19 protein-coding genes are annotated in these 19,861 nt (G+C 40.9%); 13 read left to right on the forward strand and 6 right to left on the reverse strand.

Annotated elements, in window-relative coordinates; translation table 11 throughout:
• Window positions 1-15 precede the first annotated feature (15 nt).
• The 4 genes from FHW89_RS14765 to FHW89_RS14780 all read left to right on the forward strand — a co-directional run bounded on the left by FHW89_RS14765 (window position 16) and on the right by FHW89_RS14780 (window position 2,532).
• Window positions 16-282 carry a helix-turn-helix domain-containing protein gene (locus FHW89_RS14765; RefSeq protein ID WP_172335837.1) on the forward strand — a complete coding sequence of 89 codons (267 nt, stop codon included), beginning with the start codon at window positions 16-18 and terminating at the stop codon, window positions 280-282.
• A gap of 5 nt (window positions 283-287) precedes the next feature.
• Window positions 288-617, forward strand: a complete 330-nt coding sequence (locus FHW89_RS14770; protein WP_371742458.1) for a hypothetical protein — start codon at window positions 288-290, stop codon at window positions 615-617.
• A 400-nt stretch (window positions 618-1,017) separates the two neighbouring features.
• Entirely contained in the window at window positions 1,018-1,569 is a 552-nt protein-coding gene (locus FHW89_RS14775; protein ID WP_172335838.1) for a BfmA/BtgA family mobilization protein, read from the forward strand.
• Between the two features lie 12 nt (window positions 1,570-1,581).
• The gene (locus FHW89_RS14780) at window positions 1,582-2,532 is read left to right on the forward strand and encodes a DUF5712 family protein (protein WP_172335839.1); all 951 of its coding nucleotides are present in this window, start codon (window positions 1,582-1,584) and stop codon (window positions 2,530-2,532) included.
• Window positions 2,533-2,563: 31 nt separating this feature from the next.
• Here the strand turns inward: FHW89_RS14780 and FHW89_RS14785 are convergent, their stop codons facing one another.
• Entirely contained in the window at window positions 2,564-2,839 is a 276-nt protein-coding gene (locus FHW89_RS14785) for a helix-turn-helix transcriptional regulator (protein WP_172335840.1), read from the reverse strand.
• A gap of 618 nt (window positions 2,840-3,457) precedes the next feature.
• On the opposite strand from FHW89_RS14785, the gene FHW89_RS14790 reads away from it, so the two are divergent.
• The 3 genes from FHW89_RS14790 to FHW89_RS14800 are packed head-to-tail and all read left to right on the forward strand — an operon-like array spanning window position 3,458 to window position 9,206.
• Window positions 3,458-6,493 (forward strand): SusC/RagA family TonB-linked outer membrane protein, encoded by a 3,036-nt coding sequence (locus FHW89_RS14790; RefSeq protein ID WP_172335841.1) that lies wholly within the window; start codon window positions 3,458-3,460, stop codon window positions 6,491-6,493.
• 10 nt (window positions 6,494-6,503) lie between these two features.
• A complete protein-coding gene (locus tag FHW89_RS14795; protein WP_172335842.1) occupies window positions 6,504-7,880 on the forward strand; it encodes a RagB/SusD family nutrient uptake outer membrane protein in 1,377 nt (458 codons plus the stop codon).
• Between the two features lie 24 nt (window positions 7,881-7,904).
• Complete coding sequence (locus FHW89_RS14800) at window positions 7,905-9,206, forward strand: TlpA disulfide reductase family protein (RefSeq protein WP_172335843.1); 1,302 nt, start codon at window positions 7,905-7,907, stop codon at window positions 9,204-9,206.
• Between the two features lie 77 nt (window positions 9,207-9,283).
• Here FHW89_RS14800 and FHW89_RS14805 read toward each other — a convergent pair whose 3' ends face one another.
• From FHW89_RS14805 to FHW89_RS14815, 3 genes are all read right to left on the reverse strand, one after another.
• Window positions 9,284-9,637, reverse strand: coding sequence for a hypothetical protein (locus FHW89_RS14805; protein WP_172335844.1), 354 nt, complete (start codon window positions 9,635-9,637; stop codon window positions 9,284-9,286).
• A 119-nt stretch (window positions 9,638-9,756) separates the two neighbouring features.
• Window positions 9,757-10,173: a hypothetical protein gene (locus FHW89_RS14810; RefSeq protein WP_172335845.1), complete on the reverse strand. Its 417-nt coding sequence runs from the start codon at window positions 10,171-10,173 to the stop codon at window positions 9,757-9,759.
• Between the two features lie 125 nt (window positions 10,174-10,298).
• Window positions 10,299-10,667 (reverse strand): hypothetical protein, encoded by a 369-nt coding sequence (locus tag FHW89_RS14815; RefSeq protein ID WP_172335846.1) that lies wholly within the window; start codon window positions 10,665-10,667, stop codon window positions 10,299-10,301.
• Between the two features lie 182 nt (window positions 10,668-10,849).
• Between FHW89_RS14815 and FHW89_RS14820 the strand changes: the two genes are divergently transcribed.
• From FHW89_RS14820 to FHW89_RS14845, 6 genes are all read left to right on the forward strand, one after another.
• Window positions 10,850-11,764, forward strand: coding sequence for a LytTR family DNA-binding domain-containing protein (locus FHW89_RS14820; RefSeq protein WP_172335847.1), 915 nt, complete (start codon window positions 10,850-10,852; stop codon window positions 11,762-11,764).
• Window positions 11,765-12,444: 680 nt separating this feature from the next.
• Window positions 12,445-12,648: a helix-turn-helix transcriptional regulator gene (locus FHW89_RS14825; protein ID WP_090463249.1), complete on the forward strand. Its 204-nt coding sequence runs from the start codon at window positions 12,445-12,447 to the stop codon at window positions 12,646-12,648.
• Entirely contained in the window at window positions 12,638-12,964 is a 327-nt protein-coding gene (locus FHW89_RS14830) for a HipA N-terminal domain-containing protein (RefSeq protein ID WP_253952241.1), read from the forward strand. Before FHW89_RS14825 ends, FHW89_RS14830 begins: the two co-directional genes overlap by 11 nt.
• 3 nt (window positions 12,965-12,967) lie before the next feature.
• Window positions 12,968-13,891 (forward strand): HipA domain-containing protein, encoded by a 924-nt coding sequence (locus FHW89_RS14835; RefSeq protein ID WP_172335848.1) that lies wholly within the window; start codon window positions 12,968-12,970, stop codon window positions 13,889-13,891.
• 485 nt (window positions 13,892-14,376) lie between these two features.
• Window positions 14,377-15,540 (forward strand): ATP-binding protein, encoded by a 1,164-nt coding sequence (locus FHW89_RS14840; RefSeq protein WP_172335849.1) that lies wholly within the window; start codon window positions 14,377-14,379, stop codon window positions 15,538-15,540.
• Window positions 15,541-16,282: 742 nt separating this feature from the next.
• Complete coding sequence (locus FHW89_RS14845) at window positions 16,283-17,095, forward strand: SDR family oxidoreductase (protein ID WP_172335850.1); 813 nt, start codon at window positions 16,283-16,285, stop codon at window positions 17,093-17,095.
• A gap of 19 nt (window positions 17,096-17,114) precedes the next feature.
• Here the strand turns inward: FHW89_RS14845 and uxuA are convergent, their stop codons facing one another.
• Window positions 17,115-18,332, reverse strand: coding sequence for a mannonate dehydratase (gene uxuA / locus FHW89_RS14850; RefSeq protein ID WP_172335851.1), 1,218 nt, complete (start codon window positions 18,330-18,332; stop codon window positions 17,115-17,117).
• Window positions 18,333-18,595: 263 nt separating this feature from the next.
• Window positions 18,596-19,789 carry an endo-1,4-beta-xylanase gene (locus tag FHW89_RS14855; RefSeq protein WP_172335852.1) on the reverse strand — a complete coding sequence of 398 codons (1,194 nt, stop codon included), beginning with the start codon at window positions 19,787-19,789 and terminating at the stop codon, window positions 18,596-18,598.
• Window positions 19,790-19,861 lie beyond the last annotated feature (72 nt).

Raw genomic sequence — 19,861 nt, forward strand, 5'->3', positions numbered from 1 at the left:
CTTTAATTTAATACCATGACATCAAATGAATTAGTTACAAAAGAGGATCTGGAAGCATTCGAGAAAAGACTCCTGGAAAAAATAGAAATTATTCTTCAGCCGGGGAAAGCACAAAGCAAGCAATGGTTGAAGAGTAAAGATGTGAGAAAGCTATTAAATATTTCAACTGGTACTTTGCAAAACCTGCGTATCAATGGCACACTTAGCTATACCAAGATTGGCGGTATGATGTATTACAAACTGGAAGACATTCATAAAGTACTGGAAGGGGGTAAACATTGAAACCAGTGGTTAAAACAAAGGAAATCGCGATTTATGCGGAGCGGGTACGGCAAATGGGGAAGAATCCGCATCTGCTTGCCACCCATATAAGCCTATATAATGCTTTGTTTGTTTGCTGGCAACGAAGCGGATATAATAATCCTTTTCCGGTTAATCGCAGGATGCTCATGTCCTACAGCCGGATCGCTTCTACCGCTACTTATCATAAATGCATAAAGGAACTGGAAACTTTTGGGTACATCCATTATTACCCATCATATCACCCGATAAAAGGTAGCCAGGTTGGGTGGCCGGAAGATAAGCGTGATAGCAAATCGGGTGATAGCGAGATATAATGTTACAGAGATAACCCGATAGTAAGATCGGCTGATAATCTGTTATAACGATAGTTAGATATAATGTTACCAAATGAAGTCATACAACGAACACTCCGGCCCTTATTGCAAAACACTTTCTCCAAAGAACTTTAATACCCTTAATATAATCTTTTACTGGAATATGCAGCCGTCAAAACGTCCTTTTCTTCTTGTAAGAAAAGGAGCAAGCGGAAGTTGGGCAGAGCCCTACTTTGCTTGCCATTTGCGCTGCAAATGGGGTTTTGCGTATCCTCCGGGGATACTTTACCGCGTTTTTACCTGCAAAGAAGAAGAAAACAGGATACTTGGCAGTATCCTTTATAAATATATAAAGGCATATAGGTCTGTACAGCCTTATGCCAACAAATGAAATGAAGTGATGGAAGATATTAACGTAAGATCAGTACGATACCCCATTGTGGTGGACCAGAAGTTTGAAAAGATCGCCCTTAAACTGGGGCGGACAAAGCGCCAGGTTTTTATTCAGATGGTGGACTATTTTTATAAAAGCAAGAAAGATCCTATAGACCTGAATGATGAACTGCTAAAAAATGCGCTGATGAAGAACCATCAGCAGTACATCGGTTTTATTAAAGCGCAGGAAACTATGCTCCTCATTCCTATCAAAACAGAGGTGGATAAGGTTTCCCAATCACAGCGGAAGATCATCGACCGCTTTAATTCCGAAGTGCTGAAGCATAATGTGGATGTGTTAAATAACCTGCAAAGCCATGCCAAAACCTTCGGGGAAGTAGCCCGCGTAATGGATGCGATCTTGAAGGTTATGAAAAGCAAGGAAACCCTGAAAGAACAGTTCCTGTTTATCCTGGATGGTTATATCAAATCCAGGGAGGCTTTTGGTATGATGACATCTGGCAGGGAAAAAGATGAACTGATCGCCATTACGAAAGAGCAGATCAGGTTATTATAACGAATCGACTTTATGTTTATTAATATTACCGACAGTAAAGAAGCGGCTAACAAGGGCAGCAGCAGCGGCCTGGTTCATTACCTGGAAAAAGAGAACCGGATTTATAATAAGGATGAACCCGAGTATTGGTTCAATGGGCAACAGGTCAGAATAGATCCATACGTGGCTATGCGGACAATAGACAATAATATCGCCAAACTGGGTAAGGACGATGCGAAATTCTTCCTGCTTAATATCAGCCCCAGTCAAAAGGAGATCGCCTTTTTAAAAGAGCAATACGGCGAGGATGGTGCCAAAGCCCAAATGAAAGGATTTGCCGTAAGGGTAATGGATGCCTACGCACAGAATTTTAAACGGGAGGGCATTAGCAGCCATGAAGATCTGATATGGTTTGGAAAGCTGGAAAACTACCGTTATTACACCCACAATGACCCTGCAGTCAAGCGGGGTATTAAAGAACGCGGGGATCGCAAGGAGGGTGAGCAAATGCATGTACAGGTCATTGTCAGCAGAAAAGATGCGGCTAACAAAATCAAGCTTAGCCCGATGAATACATCAAGAGGGAAGAATGAAGATCATTCTAAAAAGATGGGGCAATTTGATCGGGTGGCTTTTAAGCAGTGTGGTGAAACGTTGTTTGACGAATTATTTGAGTTTGACAGGCTACTTAAAGAAACAATGGCCTATGCCAATGTGCAGAAAAACGGCAGCTTGGCCGAGCGGGTGCAGATGGAAACCCAAAATCAGAAAGAAGAAGCCGCACACTCAGGCATCAGCCTTGCCGAAGATCAGCCCGGTATAGACTTAGCACCGGGCATTCATCCATATTTCCCCACCATAGATCAGCCTCTTGACGACTTTATCAGTCCTATCCATGTCGACATCAAGGATGATGTGGATGACGAGGCTATACATGGGAGAAATCGCCATAGGAAAAGGCAGGCGAGGACTAATACACGATAATGACATATTTTAATTAACCTAAAGCTTGGAACTACAGGTTGAAGTTTTTCCTTGTAGGTGGGTGTTTGGGAATTTGAACTTTAAAATTGAATACTTCGGTTGGTTGAACTTCAAGAGCCTTACAAACGGCAATCAATCCACTAACTGACATATTATTTTTGCCTCTAACTATTCGATAAACTTGACTATAGCTAAACCCTGTTCGATCTTGAATGTCTTCTAATGCTATTTTTTTCTCGCCACAAATATTCCACAATCTTTCTCTTATACTTTCTAAAGACTTTTTGTCTATGAATTGTTCACCCATAAAACAAAATGACCTCATTTAATTAGAAATAATTATTCCAAATTTGGAATAATTACAAATTATATTTATGTTTGATTATTAATAAATTATGGTAAAATAGATTAATTACAATAGATAGATTGCCTCCTCATTTTTGAGGCATTAACTGAAGAGTCTCGTCGCTCAAAGATTGACAGCCAAGAATGCGAGACAGTAAGAATAATGCCCATATCAGCTTAGTGCATATATTTGCGCGTAGGAATAGGTATGGGCCTTACTGTAAATCCATTTTCTTGGCTGTCACCTAAGAAGCGGTGGTTTGTTAGGCCCTGCCTATTCTTATTCAAACATCGAGACTCATTATCCATCAATAATGAGTTTAAAACTGTCATATTTCGGTTATGCAAGGACTGCTATTTACAGCGACGGTCATTTAGTGCACTTTTCATTTCTTCAAGAAACTCGATCTCAATTTCTCAAAAACAGGTTTAAAAACATCATCAAATCTCCGGATTGAGTTACCAGGACAAACGGCAACCTAAGATCAACTTAATAGTTAATAGTCAATTTCAGGTTGCTGTTTTCCTTTTCATAGTCTTATCTGACTAATCTTTTAATCAACTCAACTAAAGAAATTTCATGAAAAAAACTATACTTTTTATAGTGCTGGCCACGCTTTGCCTTTTTTTCAGGGCGGCAGGACAAACCATAAACAAACCACCGGGTAAAATCATCACAGGAAAAGTCACTGATGAACAGGGCACCCCGCTTCCCGGAGCAACCGTTAAATTAAAAGGAGGCTCAATTGTCGTAAATACAGCCGTAGACGGAACTTATACGATTGGCCCTGCCTCTACAAATGACATAGTTGTAATTAGTTTCATAGGCTATCAACTAATAGAAATACGACTATCCGAACTTCAAAAACAACAATTCAACATCCGTTTAAAGAACAATACAGGGGTATTGGATGAAGTACAAATAATTGCTTATGGAACCACGACTAAAAGACTAAGCACTGGTAATGTATCTTCTGTCAAAGCTGCCGACATTGAAAAACAACCTGTATCTAATCCTTTAGCAGCATTAGAAGGGCGCGTACCCGGATTATCTGTCACACAAAGCAGCGGGGTTAGCGGAGCAGGATTTAAGGTTCAGATTCGCGGACAAAGCTCACTTTTACAAGGTTCAGAACCTTTTTACATTGTTGATGGTGTTCCATTTGTAACCGGTAATTCTGCTTTAAACCAGATTTCATCTGCTGCCGGTTCTTCTTCAAGCGGCACTGGACTGAGCCCTTTCCAATTAATTAATCCTGCTGATATAGAAAGCATCGAGATATTGAAAGATGCCGATGCAACAGCTATCTACGGTAGCAGGGGTGCTAACGGAGTAATCTTAATAACCACCAAAAAGGGCAAACCAGGCTCAGTAAAATTGAATTTTAATACCTACACTGGTTTTAGTAGAGTGTCACGGACAATGGATATGCTGAATACGCAGCAGTATTTGCAAATGCGACGGGAAGGGTTCAAAAATAGCGGGCTTACACCAACCACAACAAATGCGCCTGACCTGCTCCTTTGGGATACCACCAGGTATACAGATTTTAAGAAACTATTAATCGGTGGTACTGCTCATACGACTGATGCACAGCTTTCCTTATCAGGAGGGAATGTTAATACCCAATTTATTATCGGAGGGGGCTATCATCATGAAACAACCGTATTCCCAACTGATTTGGGCGATACGCGGGGCTCTCTTCACTTGAGCCTAAATCATCACTCAACTGATAATAAATTGAACATTGCCTTCACCGCCGGTTATGCCACCAATAAAAATAACCTCACAACGACTGACCTGAGCAGTTATATCAACTCAAACCCGATGCTGCAATTATATACGCCTGACGGGAAGTTAAACTGGGCAGAAGGAGGCAAAGCTTATTCAAGCCTCGGTATCCTGAACCCCAACCCACTTGCATTTCAGTATCAGACTTATACAGGAAAATTTAACAACCTGAATAGCAATTTAATGATCGGATATCATTTCGTGCCTGATCTTCTCCTAAAAGTAAGCATGGGGTATAATACCGTAAACAGCAATGAGGTTGCTGCTTTTCCAAGTACATCCATTAATCCCTATTCGTTGCAACTGCCTTACAGTAATTTTGCAAACCGGACATTCCAAAGCTGGATAATTGAGCCGCAAGCCCAGTACATAAAAACAGTCGGTATTGGAAAATTGGATGTCCTGATCGGGGGAACATGGCAGGATCAATCCAGCAACGGCCTGACCGTAGCCGCCACAAATTACAATAATTATCTGCTGTTAAATTCCATCGCGGCGGCAGGTATTACGCAAAGCAGCAATAGTTATAGCCAGTATCGGTATGAAGGAATCTATGGGAGGATCAATTATAATTTACAGGATAAATATATCGTAAATATAAGTGGCAGAAGAGATGGTTCGAGCCGGTTTGGCCCACAAAACAGGTTCAGTAATTTTGCAGCGTTAGGGGCGGCCTGGATTTTTTCAGAAGAAAAATTTATAAAAAGCACACTTAGTAACATCGTCAGTTTCGGGAAACTCAGGGGAAGCTATGGTATTACAGGTAATGATCAGATCGGCGATTATCAATTCCTGGATACCTGGACACCGGTGTCGGACACCTATCAAAGTGTCAGCAGTTTAAATCCGACTTCGCTGTATAATCCGTCTTTTCAGTGGGAGAAAAATAAAAAGGCTGAGCTTGCATTGGATTTAGGTTTTTTAAATAACCGGATATTATTGTCTGCCGCTTATTTCAGATCGCTTTCAAAGAACCAGCTTGTTAACTATACTTTACCGACACAAACCGGTTTTACATCCATATTAGAGAATCTCAATGCCACTATTGTCAATAAAGGCTGGGAGTTTCAGTTAAGCAGTAAAAACATCAATTCACACGCCTTTACCTGGAATAGTTCATTTAATTTAACCATACCTAAAAATCAGCTACTTGCTTTTCCGGGATTAGAAAGCTCAACCTATGCCGGTACCTATATTATTGGCCAGTCCGTATCGAGCAGGTTGGTTTATCACTATTTAGGTGTTGATCCGCAAACCGGCGTTTATCAGTTCCAGGATGTTAATAATGATGGAAAGTATAATCAGGCAGACAGGAACACGCTTGTTAACACCGACCCTAAATTTTATGGTGGATTTCAGAACAGTGTAAGTTATCAAAATTTCCAGCTGGATATATTTTTCGAGTTTAAAAAACAAAACGGCGTTAATTACCTGTCGAACCTTGCCGGAACCGTTCCGGGATACAAGTATTATAATCAACCTGTAATTGTCTTATCCCGCTGGCAAAATCCCGGAGATATTGCTAACATACAAAAGTATACCAGTGCCGGCGGCCCTGCTTTAACAGCTTCTAACCTGTACCTGCGAAGTTCAAATGCGATCTATTCGGATGCTTCTTATATACGCCTTAAAAACGTAGCGCTGTCTTATAATATTCCGCAACAACTATTGAAAAAGCTACATGTAGCTAATTGCAGGGTTTATTTCCAGGGACAGAATCTTTTAACGATGACCAATTACGTTGGTGCCGATCCTGAAAACCAGAGCCTTTTTGTACTGCCTCCATTAAGAACAGTTACCGCAGGTATTCAACTAACCCTTTAAACATTACAACATGAAAATCCTTTATAAAAAGCTGCTGCTCATTTTCCTGCTGGGCATGACTATGTCAGCCTGCAAAAAGTTTGTCGACATTGGCCCCTCACCACAGCTAATAGCTACAGATGCAATTTTTTCCAATGACAATACGGCCCTTTCTGCGGTAAGCGGCGTATATGTGCAGATGCGATCAGGCAACCCGTCTTTTGTCAATGGCGGCATCGGCATTTACACGGGGCTTACTGCCGATGAGATCTACAATACCTCATCAAGCTCGACTTACGATCCATATTACAATAATAACATCCTGTCAAATGATGGGAACATCAGTGACTTCTGGTCTACAGCCTATAACATCATATACCGCACTAATGCCATTCTACAGGGACTGGATAAAAGCAACGGCCTTACTTCGTCAGTTAAGGATCAGTTAAAAGGGGAAATGAAAGTGGTCAGGGCGCTGATGTATTTTTATTTGGTTAACCTGTATGGCGATGTTCCATTGATTACCTCACCTGATTATGCGCAAAATGCTATTGCCGGAAGAGCGCCGGTTTCACAGGTTTATCAGCAAATGATTATTGACCTGACCGATGCGCAGGGGCTGCTTACTAATACATATCCAAGCACAGGTAAGCTAAGGCCCAATAAACTAACGGCCACTGCATTATTGGCACGGATATATTTATTTAAAAAAGATTGGGCTAATGCGGAGGCGGAGTCTTCAGCTATCATCAATTCAAATACTTATAGTATTCTGCCTGATCTGAATGCTGTTTTCCTGATCAATAGTGGGGAAACCATTTGGGAGATAGCACCGGCAAACAATGCCGCAAATTCGGCTGAGGCCAGCGCTTTTGTCCCCGAATCATCTGATGTGGAACCGACATTAGCCATAAATCCCTATTTACTCAATTTGTTTGATGCCAATGATAAGCGCAAAACCAATTGGATGGGTAGCAACAATATTGGCGGTACGACTTATTATTATCCCAATAAATTTAAAAATAGCAGCACAACTTCTATTACTGAATACAATGTGGTTTTCAGGCTTGCTGAACAATATTTAATCCGCGCAGAAGCAAGGGCACAGCAAAATACCAATTTGCCAGGAGCGGTTAATGATTTGAATATAATTCATGCCAGGGCTGGTCTGTCTGCTTATCCCACTTCCTTGTCACAGGCAGATTGCGTATTGGCGATACAAAAGGAAAGGCGTTTGGAGCTTTTTACAGAGTGGGGTAACCGCTGGTTTGATATGAAAAGATGGGGAACCATAGATAGCGTTCTTGAGGCTGAAAAACCTGACTGGAAACCTTATGCAGCTTTATTTCCCCTCCCTTTAGATCAGTTAACCTACAATGTTAAACTGATACAAAACACCGGTTATTAATAACGTCAGCCAAAGTTCAACACCATGAGAAAGTCAATTGTCCTGTTACATCTAATAATCCTGATCGTTTTATTCAGTAAGACCGGTTTGCAAGCGCAGAATAAGCCCTTAACAGTAGGTGACGAAGTGCCCGATCTTACATTCAAAGACATATTTAACAGCAGCAATACAGAAATCAAACTATCGGACTTGCGCGGTAAGCTGGTCATACTGGATTTTTGGGGCGTGTTTTGCATTCCATGCATTGAGGAATTTCCAAAGCTGGATTCACTTCAAAAAATGTTCAACAGTGAAATTCAGATCATTCCGGTTAATCCCTTAAACAGGGATTCTATCTGGCGGTTTTTCAAAAGCCATTCAAAAGTTTACCTGCCTTCCTTGCCGTTTATAACAGGCGATACCATACTGCAAAAGATCTTTCCTCACCAGGGTAATCCTTACATAGTTTGGATAGGAAAAGATGGAAAGATGCTATTGGATGATGTGCCAATTACACAATCCCATATTGAGGCCGTTCTTTTCAATAAAGCAATGAAAGTCCCTGAGGCTGTAAAGAATAATTACGTTGAATCCTTGTTTGATAAACGCTGGAGCGATGATATAATATACTCATCTTATGTCTATAAGGGCACGGATTTGGGCCTTAAGTTAGAGAAATCTAAAATTGGTCAAAGTTTTTCTGAAGGCGGAACCATTATGTTTTTGTATCAAAGAGCATGGGAAGGATTAACAAGCGGGAAGTATGGTTTTTTCAGGCCAGGCAGAACGGCTATTCAAACCAAAGATTCAAGCAGATACATCAAGCCTAAGAACCTCCACGGCTATGATGAACAGGTATGGCAGAAGAATAATCTTTATTGGTACCAATCTTCCACTCCCAGTGACAAACCGTATAATCCTTATGAGCTAATGAAGGAGGATTTAAACCGCGCGTTTCACTTAAACGCCGGTATTGAAAAAAGACCGGTAAGATGCTTTGTCCTGATCAGAACAAGTAATATAGATAAAATAAAGACCTTGGGGCATAAACCCGTTGATTCGTTTTTCCACGCAGACAGGATAGGTAAAGACTATGGCCCAACGCGTTCTTTAATCAATCAGCCATTCAGCAAATTCTCTAAACGGCTGACTGGATTAATTGAATACGGGCTCAAAAAACCTTTTGTAGATCAAACGTGGTACACTGGCAATATCGATATTCAATTCAAGGCAGATGTATTGGACGGGATTGCTTTAGAAGATCTGCGTAGTGCCTTGAAAGTTTATGATCTTGATCTGGTTGAAAAAGATGTTGATTTAACAATTCTTTCTCTAAAAGAAAATTGAGGTTTTGCCACTAAAAAAACAACGGGATTGGCAATAGGCCAATTCCGTTGTCAGTAAAATATACCGGAAACTGTATCTTAATTCTTTTCCAGTATCCTGTTATCGGGAGCAGGCGTCCCAACATCGGTGCCTACCGGTAATGAAGCGTTTGTAGACCCAAATAAACATATGGGCTGATTGGCATTGTCCTTACAACTTTGGGCATTAATAACATTTGCTTTGGTATCGTTGTAAGAGTAGGCTCCTGTTGTTTCATTGGTACTTGCATCTACATGGTACCAATACAGGGCTGCTGCCTTTGTGGTATTGACCGGAACTGTTTTTTTAACGTCCGGTTTAAAGGCAAAAGCTACGCCTATAATTGCCACGAAGGCGAATGAAAGCATAGCTCCCAGCCATACTTTTTTATTTTTTAACGTGATTTTTTTCACAGGGATGAACTTTTTATAATAGCAAAAAAGGGCTCCAAAAACTTTATCTTTATAGAATGATGTTGTGGTTTGTCTTTTGGCAGACCTCACCGGGAACTTTTGCATCTCCGATGCAACGGTTACCATTTCCCGGATAGCCCGGCACGGCTATCCGGGTTACCCGTGAACAAGGCAAACTTACGGAGGTGAGCAATACGGTTAACAATTCTCTTTTGAGCATAAGCATAGATAAAGGGTGGCTTTACTGTTAAAATATAAAACCTTAATGATGCAGCCATGTAAGACCTGAAGAAACGGGCGCAAAGCGTTACCATAGCGGTTAAGATTGCCCATCGGGAGAGATTCCCTGCAATGTCCCTGATCTTTGCTGCATTAAACGTTTTCATCGGCTTTACATTTTCTTTTAATTGTTGCTCAATAAGCCACATAACCTTGACATGGCTCGCTCCGTTGAAATAGTTTGCACTTATCGCTGTACCCGCGCTCCTTGTGCATGATCCGGTTAAAAACTTACCAATACCGACCGGTTTTTGCATAGATGACTGAAATAGCCTTTGGGGGCAGCCATCTTAGCTTTCTGCACTTTATCGCCCGGAAAGGGCGCAATGAAAATCCGGTATTCCCCATGCATACATTTGTTATCCTGATATACCCTTATTTATCATTTCGGATGACCTTTGTTCTTTTCTTTTTCGAGCTGTTCTAAAAGCTCCTTTCTTCTACCCGCGCAGTTGATCGGGTTGTCTTTTTGGGCGAGATAGCGTTGTACTGCCCGGTTCCCTTGCCGGGCCATTGCTTCCAGCTTTTGGTCGGTAAACTGATCTTCACAGGTGCAATCTTTCTGCGGAAAGAGAACGGCCAGTAAAATGGCCAGCGCACCTACCAGTAGCCTCCCTAAAACCTGGGCGGGAAGCCTGCCTAATATGGGGACACGGTGATAGGCCCTGGCTATTCTAAGCCACCTGCTTTCTTGTGAATAATTTGCTGGGGCATCCTGTCCAGTATCCGGTATTTCTCCTGATTTTTTCATTTCCTGGTTTTTTGCATATCCAAAATTACAGTCGTTTCAGTGACAATTTTTGACACCGAAAATGTTTTTTCCCTGAACCGTACAAAATCGGGATATGAACCGTACATTATTTTTAAGCAATGAGCAAATCCACAATTTCAGCAATTGTGTTTTTGTAATTTTAGATTAATATCTATCGCCTTATGAAAAAAGAAACAACACTGGGTTGGTTTAAAAGTGAGGGGCCTTATCCTGATAGCTTGCTGATGGCGCTGATTGCCTGCGCCGTTAGCATCTATATTCTATGGCCGTTCCCGGATGAGCCTTTCCTTAAACTAATAAGACATCAATGGTTCCTTCATTCTTTTTCGGTCATCTTTACCATCGCTGTCGCCCAGGTATGGCTGATCTTTTGCATAAGTTCCTGGCTGGATGGTAAATACAGGTGGGAGGAGAGATTTTACCATAGGATATTGGGGCAGTTATTAATAGGCTGGATAATTCCGGTAGCTGTATCGGCCCTGATCAGTTGGTTTTGGTTTCAGCATCTGGAAGCAGATATTCATAGTATCCGGTATGCTTATAACCGTTACATGTTCAAGGCAATGATGGATATTGCCCTGATCCTCAATTTGATTTACCTGGCCAGTTCTATCGGCTGGTTTTTAAAGAGACGACTAAACGCTGAATCAACGGAAATCGAAGTAAAAGATGTCGAAGTAAAAGAACAAGAAAAACCATCTTTTACAGATTATCTTTATTTACAGATCCCGGATGGAAAGGAAGAAATTAAGGTGCAGGTTAGCGAAATTGCTTATCTCTTCCGCAAGGAAAAAGACACTTTGTTACGGGCACATAACGGCAGGGCTTTCATTTTTTGGCAATCACTGGATAAAATAGAAAAGCAATTGGACCCGGACTATTTTTACCGGGCCAGCCGCTCCTACATTATTAGCCGCCAAGCCGTCAGGAGTTGGCAAAGGCGCGGCAGAGGGGTGTTTTTGGAAGTCCTGCCCCAAACCGACGAGCCTGTCAAAGTCGGCAGGGACAAAGCCCTTGAAATAGTTGCATGGATAAAAAAAGAGGAAGCTACTATAAACGGCCATGCTATAAGCTAATCCCCGTGTTTCGGCAGGCAGCTGCATTACACCACGCACTTTGCTCCGGTTTCCATTCCGCCTACAGCCTCAGCACAGCAAAACCGAAATTCGCTGCGCTCATGACGGATTTGCGCTTGGCCATTCCTAAAAACGGTTCATATTTCACCCGGCGCAGCAAAAGATAGCCCACGCCGGAATAACACATCGAGGGTAATACAAGCAGGTTGTTTTGTCCACTTTCATCGGCTGGCCCGCCCTTGACGTGTTATCCGGCCCCACTTTTGGTCGCATAGGTGGTGAATAAGAGTACTTGTTGTTGGTGTTTAAACAAATAATCCTTAACGAAACAAAACGGACTAACCCTGACTAAGGGAGTTTTTTGATTGATAACAAAGTGAATGTGAAACATTATCGACAAACCGGATTTTAACGTTTTATACCTTCAAACTTTCGACAGTAACTTAAGTTGCTGCCGAAAGTTGAAATTTTTTAATTGTTGTAGACTGAATACATAGACTAACCTGCAACTAGTTAAACATGATTTTTTAACTAACCAATAATCCCGATAGGGTATAGAACAAGCACAACTTTGCCATATAGTCCCGACAGGGTATAATTATGATATTAATAGACGATATAATCCCGATAGGGTATAGTTAATAAAATTTATTTATATTTGTACCCGAAAGGGTATAAATATGTTATCTGAGTATTTGAAGAAGAAAAGGAAATCACTAAATCTCACACAGGAAGACCTGGCATCTAAAGCGGGAGTCGGACTTAGGGTCGTTCGTGAGATGGAACAGGGAAAACCAACATTGCGGATGGATAAAGTAAATCAGGTGTTGATGTTATTTGGCGCAGAACTCGGAGTGGTATTAAAAGTAAAAAATGATGAGTAGGAAAGGTTTGGTGTATTTTCAGGACACGCTGGCTGGTGTGCTAGCGGAAACTGATGATGGTTACGAATTTACTTACCAGGCTGATTATTTAGAGAATAAGAACGCAAAGCCGGTAAGCTTAACACTACCATTGTCAACCCGGAAATATGAAAGTAAAGTATTATTTGCTTTTTTCGATGGCTTGATACCGGAAGGTTGGCTGCTGGATTTGGCAACTACACACTGGAAGGTCAAAAGCAATGACCGGTTTGAATTATTACTATTAACATGCAGGGATGCAATCGGAGCTGTAACGGTTATTCCCGAAATAGATTAAGCTATGGCAAATTGTTGGTTTTGTTATCAGGATGCAGGTACATCGTCTTATCATGAAAAATGTTCAAAGCGATTTTTCGGTACGGCTAAAGTGCCTGAGCTGGAATTGAATAATAAACTTTTGAAAACGTTGGGCGAACAAACCATCAACGAAAGGATCGCTGTGACCGGAGTTCAGCCCAAGCTTTCTGTTACCCTAAAAAAGACGAAGGAGCACAACCGCCTGACTATAGTAGGACTTTGGGGAGAATACATACTTAAACCACAACATCCTGGTTTTCCAGAAATGCCGCAATCAGAAGATCTGACTATGCATTTGGCAAGCCTGTTTAAAATGCCAACTTGCGATCATACTTTAATGGAGGCATCAGACGGCAGTTTGGTTTATCTTGCCCGTAGATTTGACCGGGTGAAAGGCCATAAGGCTCACATGGAAGATTTCTGCCAGCTTTCTGAATTTTTAACGGAAAATAAATACAAGGGATCTTATGAAAAGATCGGTAAGCTTATCCTGAAATACTGTACTCAAACTGGTTTTGATGCGCTGACTTATTTTGAACTGGTGTTATTTTCTTTTTTGACAGGCAACAATGATATGCACCTGAAGAACTTCTCTGTGCTGTACGGGGACGAAGGAGTAAGCCTAAGCCCTGCCTATGACCTGATCAATGTAAATCTTGTTAATCCACAGGACGATGAAGAATTGGCCCTGACAATAAACGGCAAAAAGAAAAGAATTGGATTATCTGATTTTGATGTGTTGGCAAGAAGTATGAATATACCTGAAACCGCCGTTCGGAATACCTATAACAAATTTTCCTCCGATAATAAGGAGGTTGGTAAGATGATTGAAGCATCATTCCTGAGCCCCGAAAAAAAGGCACTATACCTGGAAATTTGGAATAAAAAGCAACGGTTGTTTAATTGACAAGCCGGAGTTATACATTGTGGATTTTTCCTCCTGGTGAGAAAAAATAAAATCCTTATTCACCGCAGGTGCGAAGATAGCCCACGCCGGAATCAAACGTCAAGGGTACACAAGCGGGCCGTTGTGTCCGCTTCCAGCGGTTGGCCCGCCCTTGACATTTGATCCGGCTAAGCGCTTTTGTTGCTTAAGCGTTGAATAAGGCTCGGTTGTTCACAAGCGCTCAAACTGCACGCCCTACACATTCCGAACTGGACAGTATGTTTCTCATGTAACTCAAAGTGGCGAACGGATTTTAAATTTTATATTTGAACACGCCCCAATCACGGTTATCAATTAAATTATATACAAATACTTTTTCCGAGATACCTGCATCCCTTAGATTATCTACAGAGGCATTCTATTTTTATGTATATTGTCAATTAGGTTTATGTAAATTGTAAGTTTGTGCTATGTAAATTGTAAGTTTGTCTGTAATTTTATACCAGATGAGCAAATTTATACCAAGACAGATAGCACCTATTATTAAGGCCCAACAAACAAAATTCCCTGTTTTAGCTGTTACTGGTCCCCGGCAATCAGGTAAGACAACCTTGTTAAAAGAGCTTTTTAGTGATTACCGTTATGTAACATTGGAAAATCCAAATACACGTTCATTTGCATTAGAAGATCCTGTTGCTTTTTTGAATCAATACGATCAGAAAGTTATTTTGGATGAGGTCCAACGAGCACCGGCTTTGTTTTCTTATATACAGAGCAGGGTTGATGAATCCAAAATAATGGGACAATACATTCTATCAGGCTCACAAAACTTCCATTTGTTAAATAGCATTACTCAAACCCTGGCCGGCAGAGTAGCTCTATTCAAATTACTTCCTTTGGATTTTACTGAATTAAAGCGCGGGGACTTATTAGCAGATTCCTATACCCAAACCTGCATTAAGGGTTTCTATCCGGCTATCTTCGATAGGGATATTGATCCTGTTGTCTTTTATGCAAATTACATTCAAACCTATATAGAAAAAGATGTAACGGAATTAATGAATATCAGGGATTTGAAACTTTTTCGGACATTCTTAGGTTTGTGTGCGGGGCGTGCAGGGCAATTGTTAAACTTTAGCGCTTTAGCGAATGAATGTGACATTTCTCATAATACAGCCAAAGCTTGGTTATCAATACTCGAAAGCAGTTATATTATATTTCTTTTGCAGCCTTACCATCAAAACTTCAATAAGCGCCTGGTCAAAAGCCCCAAATTGTATTTTTACGATACCGGCCTGTTAAATCATTTGTTAGGAATAAGAACTTCTGAAGAATTGGAAGAGAACAGATTGAAAGGGCACATATTTGAGAATATGATACTGGCTGAATATCAAAAAAAGAACCATCACTTATATCTGCACCAGGATTATTATTTCTGGCAGGATAGTAATGCCCATGAGGTTGATCTGCTGATGACAAAAGGGCAAGGCTTTTCCATTTTTGAGATCAAGGCAACTCAAACCATTAGTCCCGGCTTATTTAAAGAAATGGATCGTTTTGAAGAAATCGCTGCTCCAGCCGAAGTAAGTAAAACGCTGATTTATGGCGGTGCTGAAAATGAAAAAAGAACAAAATATAATGTTCTTAGCTGGAAAAATGTTTCAGATTAACCGTGTGCTTTAGTTATGGCATTAAAACTCATCTCGAATGATATTGACTACCTTAAAATAATACAATTTTAAGGTATAACTTAAATTGCGCATTAAAACGTCTTTGGAAACCATATTAACATAACGAAGTTTTATTAGGTAATTACTGTCGGTACACTAAATTTTTAAGTATGGCGCGTACAAAGACCCTGAGAAAAAACAAATATCTATTGGTCGCATGCTTTTAAACGGAGCAATCAATATCAGACAAACCTCCCGGCAATTAGCCATTTCCAGAAACACAGTGAAAAGTTATATCAAAAAATACAAGGCATTTGCTGACAACTGTCCAGGCGGAGCAGTTTATCAAGATGTTGGAATTCCTGTTTTCAGAATCGAATACCACAGAATGATAAATATCAGGAATTGATAAAACGTCTTGACATTATTAATAGGTTTAGATAAACCCGCCAGCGCAAAGGATGTCTGGCTACGTTATAACTAAGCGAAAAACACTAATAAAAGCCATTTACACGATGGCTTTTATTAGAATTAAAATAATGAAGACATTGAACATATGTACTAAAAGTTTCAACAAATGATAGATTGCCCAAATTCGTACGAACTTATTTTTACAGTTATATTGAAATTAAAGATCAGTCAATAACGGAATTTCGTTTTTTTAGCTTTAAAAGAATATATCAACATACCCGGGGACACGAAGTGTCTTGTTAAATGAGCGGAATAAATTTTATAATTATCTATGAACAGTTTTTCATTAAAAAATAAGGTATTCGTGGTTACAGGAGGAACAGGCATCCTGGGACGTGCATTTATTCATGGAATTGCCGCGGCAGGTGGCAATGTTGGTATCTTGGGAAGAAACGAACAGATTGCCGAACAGCGGGTTGTCGAGGCCGAAGCTTACGGCGTGAAAGCCCTGGTTCTGGTGGCCGATGTCACTAAAGAAAACGAGCTAATAGCTGCACGGGATCTTTTACTCCGGACATTTCACCGTATAGATGGAATCGTAAACGCCGCCGGAGGCAATATGCCCGCCGGGGTCATCCAACCATCCGATGATATTTTTTCATTGAATTTTGAAGGCCTTCGCCAATTAATTGAATTAAACCTTTTCGGTACTATGCTACCTACCCAGGTATTTGGTAAAGTAATTGCCAGACAAGGCGGGGGAAGCATTGTTAACATATCATCGATGGCATCACAACGGGCCATTACCAAAGTGTTGGGCTACAGTTTGGCAAAATCTGCTATTGATATGTACACAAAATGGTTTGCGCTGGAATTGTCAAATCGTTATGGAGATAAATTACGGGTTAATGCCATTGCGCCCGGCTTCTTTCTTACAGAACAAAACCGCACACTACTTACCCGTGAAGATGGCTCTTATACTGAGCGTGGTGAGTTGGTGTTAAAACAAACGCCATACAAACGCTTTGGAGATCCGGAAGAACTGGTAGGTGCCTTGATTTGGCTACTTAGCGATGCATCCCGTTTTGTTAACGGCGAGATCATTAATATTGACGGCGGCTTTTCTATCAATAGCGGTGTTTAACACACTAAATAATGTAAAATCATATTAAAGTAGTTAAACTTAAACTTTTGTTGATTTCCATCTTAATACCCATTTCCAGTCCTCGCAATTCTGCCAATCCTTTCAACCGTCCGATAACGGAATAACCTGGATAGGTATTATAATTAAAATCATCAAGCAATTTATGGCCATGATCAGGACGGAGGGGAATGGCAACGTCTCCCCTCTTATTATCCACCCGTTTCTGCTGTTCTAAAATAACAGCGCGCATCACTTCGTACATATTGGTGCTTCCAGCCAAATGATTTGTCTCATAGAAGCTGCCATCGGGCAATCGTTGCACATTACGCAAATGCAAAAAATGCATGTGTCTGCCCAGGCGCGATATGATGGCTGGTATATCATTCTGTGGGTTGGCGCCTAACGAACCTGTACAAAGCGTTATCCCGTTTGCAGGGGAAAGACAAGCGTTGATGATAAAATGCAAATCTTCCTCATTGCAAACTGCACGTGGCAGTCCTAAAATGGGAAACGGAGGGTCATCGGGATGAATACACATCTTTATGCCTAAGGCTTCTGCTACCGGAATAATAGCACGCAGAAAGTAAGCCAGGTTTTCCTGTAATACCGCTTTATTAATCGACTGGTATTTTTGCAGGTACTCATGAAATTCAGCTGTCGTGAACACTTCATCTGTTCCGGGCAAACCCGCTAAAATCGTGTTGGTGAGTACGTTTGTTTGCTCTGCAGTCATGGCATCCAAGCACGCTTTTGCAGCTACCTGTTGCGCTGCTGTAAAGTCGTCACTCGCCCCAGGCCGTTTCAAAATGTATAAATCAAAAGCAGCGAGCGCAGGTGCACTATAATAAAGTGCTGAGGCGGCATTCGGCAAGCGATAATCCAGATTGGTCCGCGTCCAGTCCAATACCGGCATAAAGTTGTAGCACACCGTTTTTATCCCAACTTCTGCAAGGTTTTTTAGTGTCTGGATGTAGTTTGCGATGAAATGATTCCTTTCAGTTCCGCCGATTTTGATACTTTCATGAACATTTACACTTTCAACAACAGACCACCGGAACCCAGCGTTTTCCACCAGTCTTAATCTTTCTTGAATTTCATTAATTGTCCATATATCACCACAAGGTATATGATGCAGTGCGGTTACGATACCAACAGCCCCAGTTTGCCGTATAGCATTAAGAGTTACCGGATCATCAGGGCCGAACCACCTGAAACATTTTTCTAAATCTGGAACCATTTTATTTTTTGTTATTAAGTTGCTTTGATAGCTTACTACCCATTAGTACTAAAAAAATAGTAAGGACAGCCTTGCGCCGTCCTTACTATAACCAATAAGTTTCTGCATGAGAAGTACACAGATGCCCCGACCCCAAGACGGGTGAATTAATCTTCTGTAAAATTCAACATTTAGAAATTTCACAGCTATTACTTTTGGCGATTTTTATAGCACAAATGTTAATCTATTTTAAACCTGGGCCTATTTACGAAACCTATCTGGGTTTAAAAATTCACTACAGACCAGTATGCTTTTTTAGGATGCAAATTTTCGTCAAATAATAATGGATAGGCTTTACGAATTACACGGCTTCCCGGATCGCTTGCCGCTGCACCACTGGCAAGGCCGCCACCACGGGAATCAAGCCAACTGTACCGGTCAGACAGGTTCCAGAAGGTAACACCTGTGATCACCTTTTTGTAATCTCTGAAAATGTCAAAAATCGCTTTATATCTTGCGCTTTGAAGGCTTGCAATGTTTGCTGTATAACCAGAATCGGCAGGTAATTTACTTACATCAGCTCCCTTTGGCGGGCGGGTGCTACGTATAGTGATATCAAGTTCGGTAATCTGTATTTTTAAGCCTAAAGCTGCATACTTGTCTATAGCCTCACGTATTTGCTCAGGTGTCGGATCATTCATTTTCCAGTGCCCCTGCATCCCGACACCGTTAACAGGCACCTTCGCGTCGATAAGACTTTTCAGCAAGCGACATATTTTATCACGTTTTGAAGGAATTTCGCTATTGTAGTCATTATAATATAAGGCAGCGTTGGGATCTGCTTCGTGCGCGAACTCAAAGGCTTTCGGAATAAAATCTTCACCGCATATCTGGTACCAGAGTGAATTACGGAGATAATTTGAAGGATTATCATCAATGGCCTCATTAACCACATCCCACGCATATATTTTGCCCTTAAAATGTTTTACAACGGTTGTAATATGATCTTTTAAACGTTTCAGCAAAACCTCTTTACTAACCAGGTTACCAACGCTATCACGAAACATCCAGGCTGGCGCCTGATTATGCCAAAGTAAATTATGCCCTCTTATTTTAATATGATGTTTTTGAGCAAAGGTCACTATAGCGTCGGCGTTTTTCCAGTTGTATTCATTTTCACGCGGATGAATTGGCCCCATCTTCATATCATTTTCAGGCGTTACACTGTTAAATTCATGTTCAATCAAATCTGCTTCAGCACCTGATATGGCCGCTATATTCACGGCAACACCAATTGGGAAGTAACTTTTGTAATAATCTTTCAACCCTCTTGTTACCGTATCCGCGTGCTTTGGTTTAATTGCCGAATAACTGTTTTTTGAATCTTTTTTTAAATCTAAGCTGAAAAAGGAAACAACAATTAATGCCGGAATGATCAAATTCCGGCAGGCTAAGTACCTTTTGGTTTTAATTATCATAGTGTATTTGTTTTTGATTTATTTAGGTTGCTTATTATAGGCCCTATTCTTACTGATAAGGCCTAATTATTT

The organism is Mucilaginibacter sp. SG564 (assembly GCF_013149275.1).
Taxonomy (GTDB): Bacteria; Bacteroidota; Bacteroidia; order Sphingobacteriales; family Sphingobacteriaceae; genus Mucilaginibacter.

Bases quoted from the DNA above. Each gene is read 5' to 3' on its own strand.
- FHW89_RS14765 (WP_172335837.1), top strand. From the start codon at position 16: ATGACATCAAATGAATTAGTTACAAAAGAGGATCTGGAAGCATTCGAG.
- FHW89_RS14775 (WP_172335838.1), top strand. From the start codon at position 1,018: ATGGAAGATATTAACGTAAGATCAGTACGATACCCCATTGTGGTGGAC.
- FHW89_RS14780 (WP_172335839.1), top strand. From the start codon at position 1,582: ATGTTTATTAATATTACCGACAGTAAAGAAGCGGCTAACAAGGGCAGC.
- FHW89_RS14785 (WP_172335840.1), bottom strand. From the start codon at position 2,839: ATGGGTGAACAATTCATAGACAAAAAGTCTTTAGAAAGTATAAGAGAA.
- FHW89_RS14790 (WP_172335841.1), top strand. From the start codon at position 3,458: ATGAAAAAAACTATACTTTTTATAGTGCTGGCCACGCTTTGCCTTTTT.
- FHW89_RS14795 (WP_172335842.1), top strand. From the start codon at position 6,504: ATGAAAATCCTTTATAAAAAGCTGCTGCTCATTTTCCTGCTGGGCATG.
- FHW89_RS14800 (WP_172335843.1), top strand. From the start codon at position 7,905: ATGAGAAAGTCAATTGTCCTGTTACATCTAATAATCCTGATCGTTTTA.
- FHW89_RS14810 (WP_172335845.1), bottom strand. From the start codon at position 10,173: ATGCAAAAACCGGTCGGTATTGGTAAGTTTTTAACCGGATCATGCACA.
- FHW89_RS14815 (WP_172335846.1), bottom strand. From the start codon at position 10,667: ATGAAAAAATCAGGAGAAATACCGGATACTGGACAGGATGCCCCAGCA.
- FHW89_RS14820 (WP_172335847.1), top strand. From the start codon at position 10,850: ATGAAAAAAGAAACAACACTGGGTTGGTTTAAAAGTGAGGGGCCTTAT.
- FHW89_RS14825 (WP_090463249.1), top strand. From the start codon at position 12,445: ATGTTATCTGAGTATTTGAAGAAGAAAAGGAAATCACTAAATCTCACA.
- FHW89_RS14830 (WP_253952241.1), top strand. From the start codon at position 12,638: ATGATGAGTAGGAAAGGTTTGGTGTATTTTCAGGACACGCTGGCTGGT.
- FHW89_RS14835 (WP_172335848.1), top strand. From the start codon at position 12,968: ATGGCAAATTGTTGGTTTTGTTATCAGGATGCAGGTACATCGTCTTAT.
- FHW89_RS14840 (WP_172335849.1), top strand. From the start codon at position 14,377: ATGAGCAAATTTATACCAAGACAGATAGCACCTATTATTAAGGCCCAA.
- FHW89_RS14845 (WP_172335850.1), top strand. From the start codon at position 16,283: ATGAACAGTTTTTCATTAAAAAATAAGGTATTCGTGGTTACAGGAGGA.
- uxuA (WP_172335851.1), bottom strand. From the start codon at position 18,332: ATGGTTCCAGATTTAGAAAAATGTTTCAGGTGGTTCGGCCCTGATGAT.
- FHW89_RS14855 (WP_172335852.1), bottom strand. From the start codon at position 19,789: ATGATAATTAAAACCAAAAGGTACTTAGCCTGCCGGAATTTGATCATT.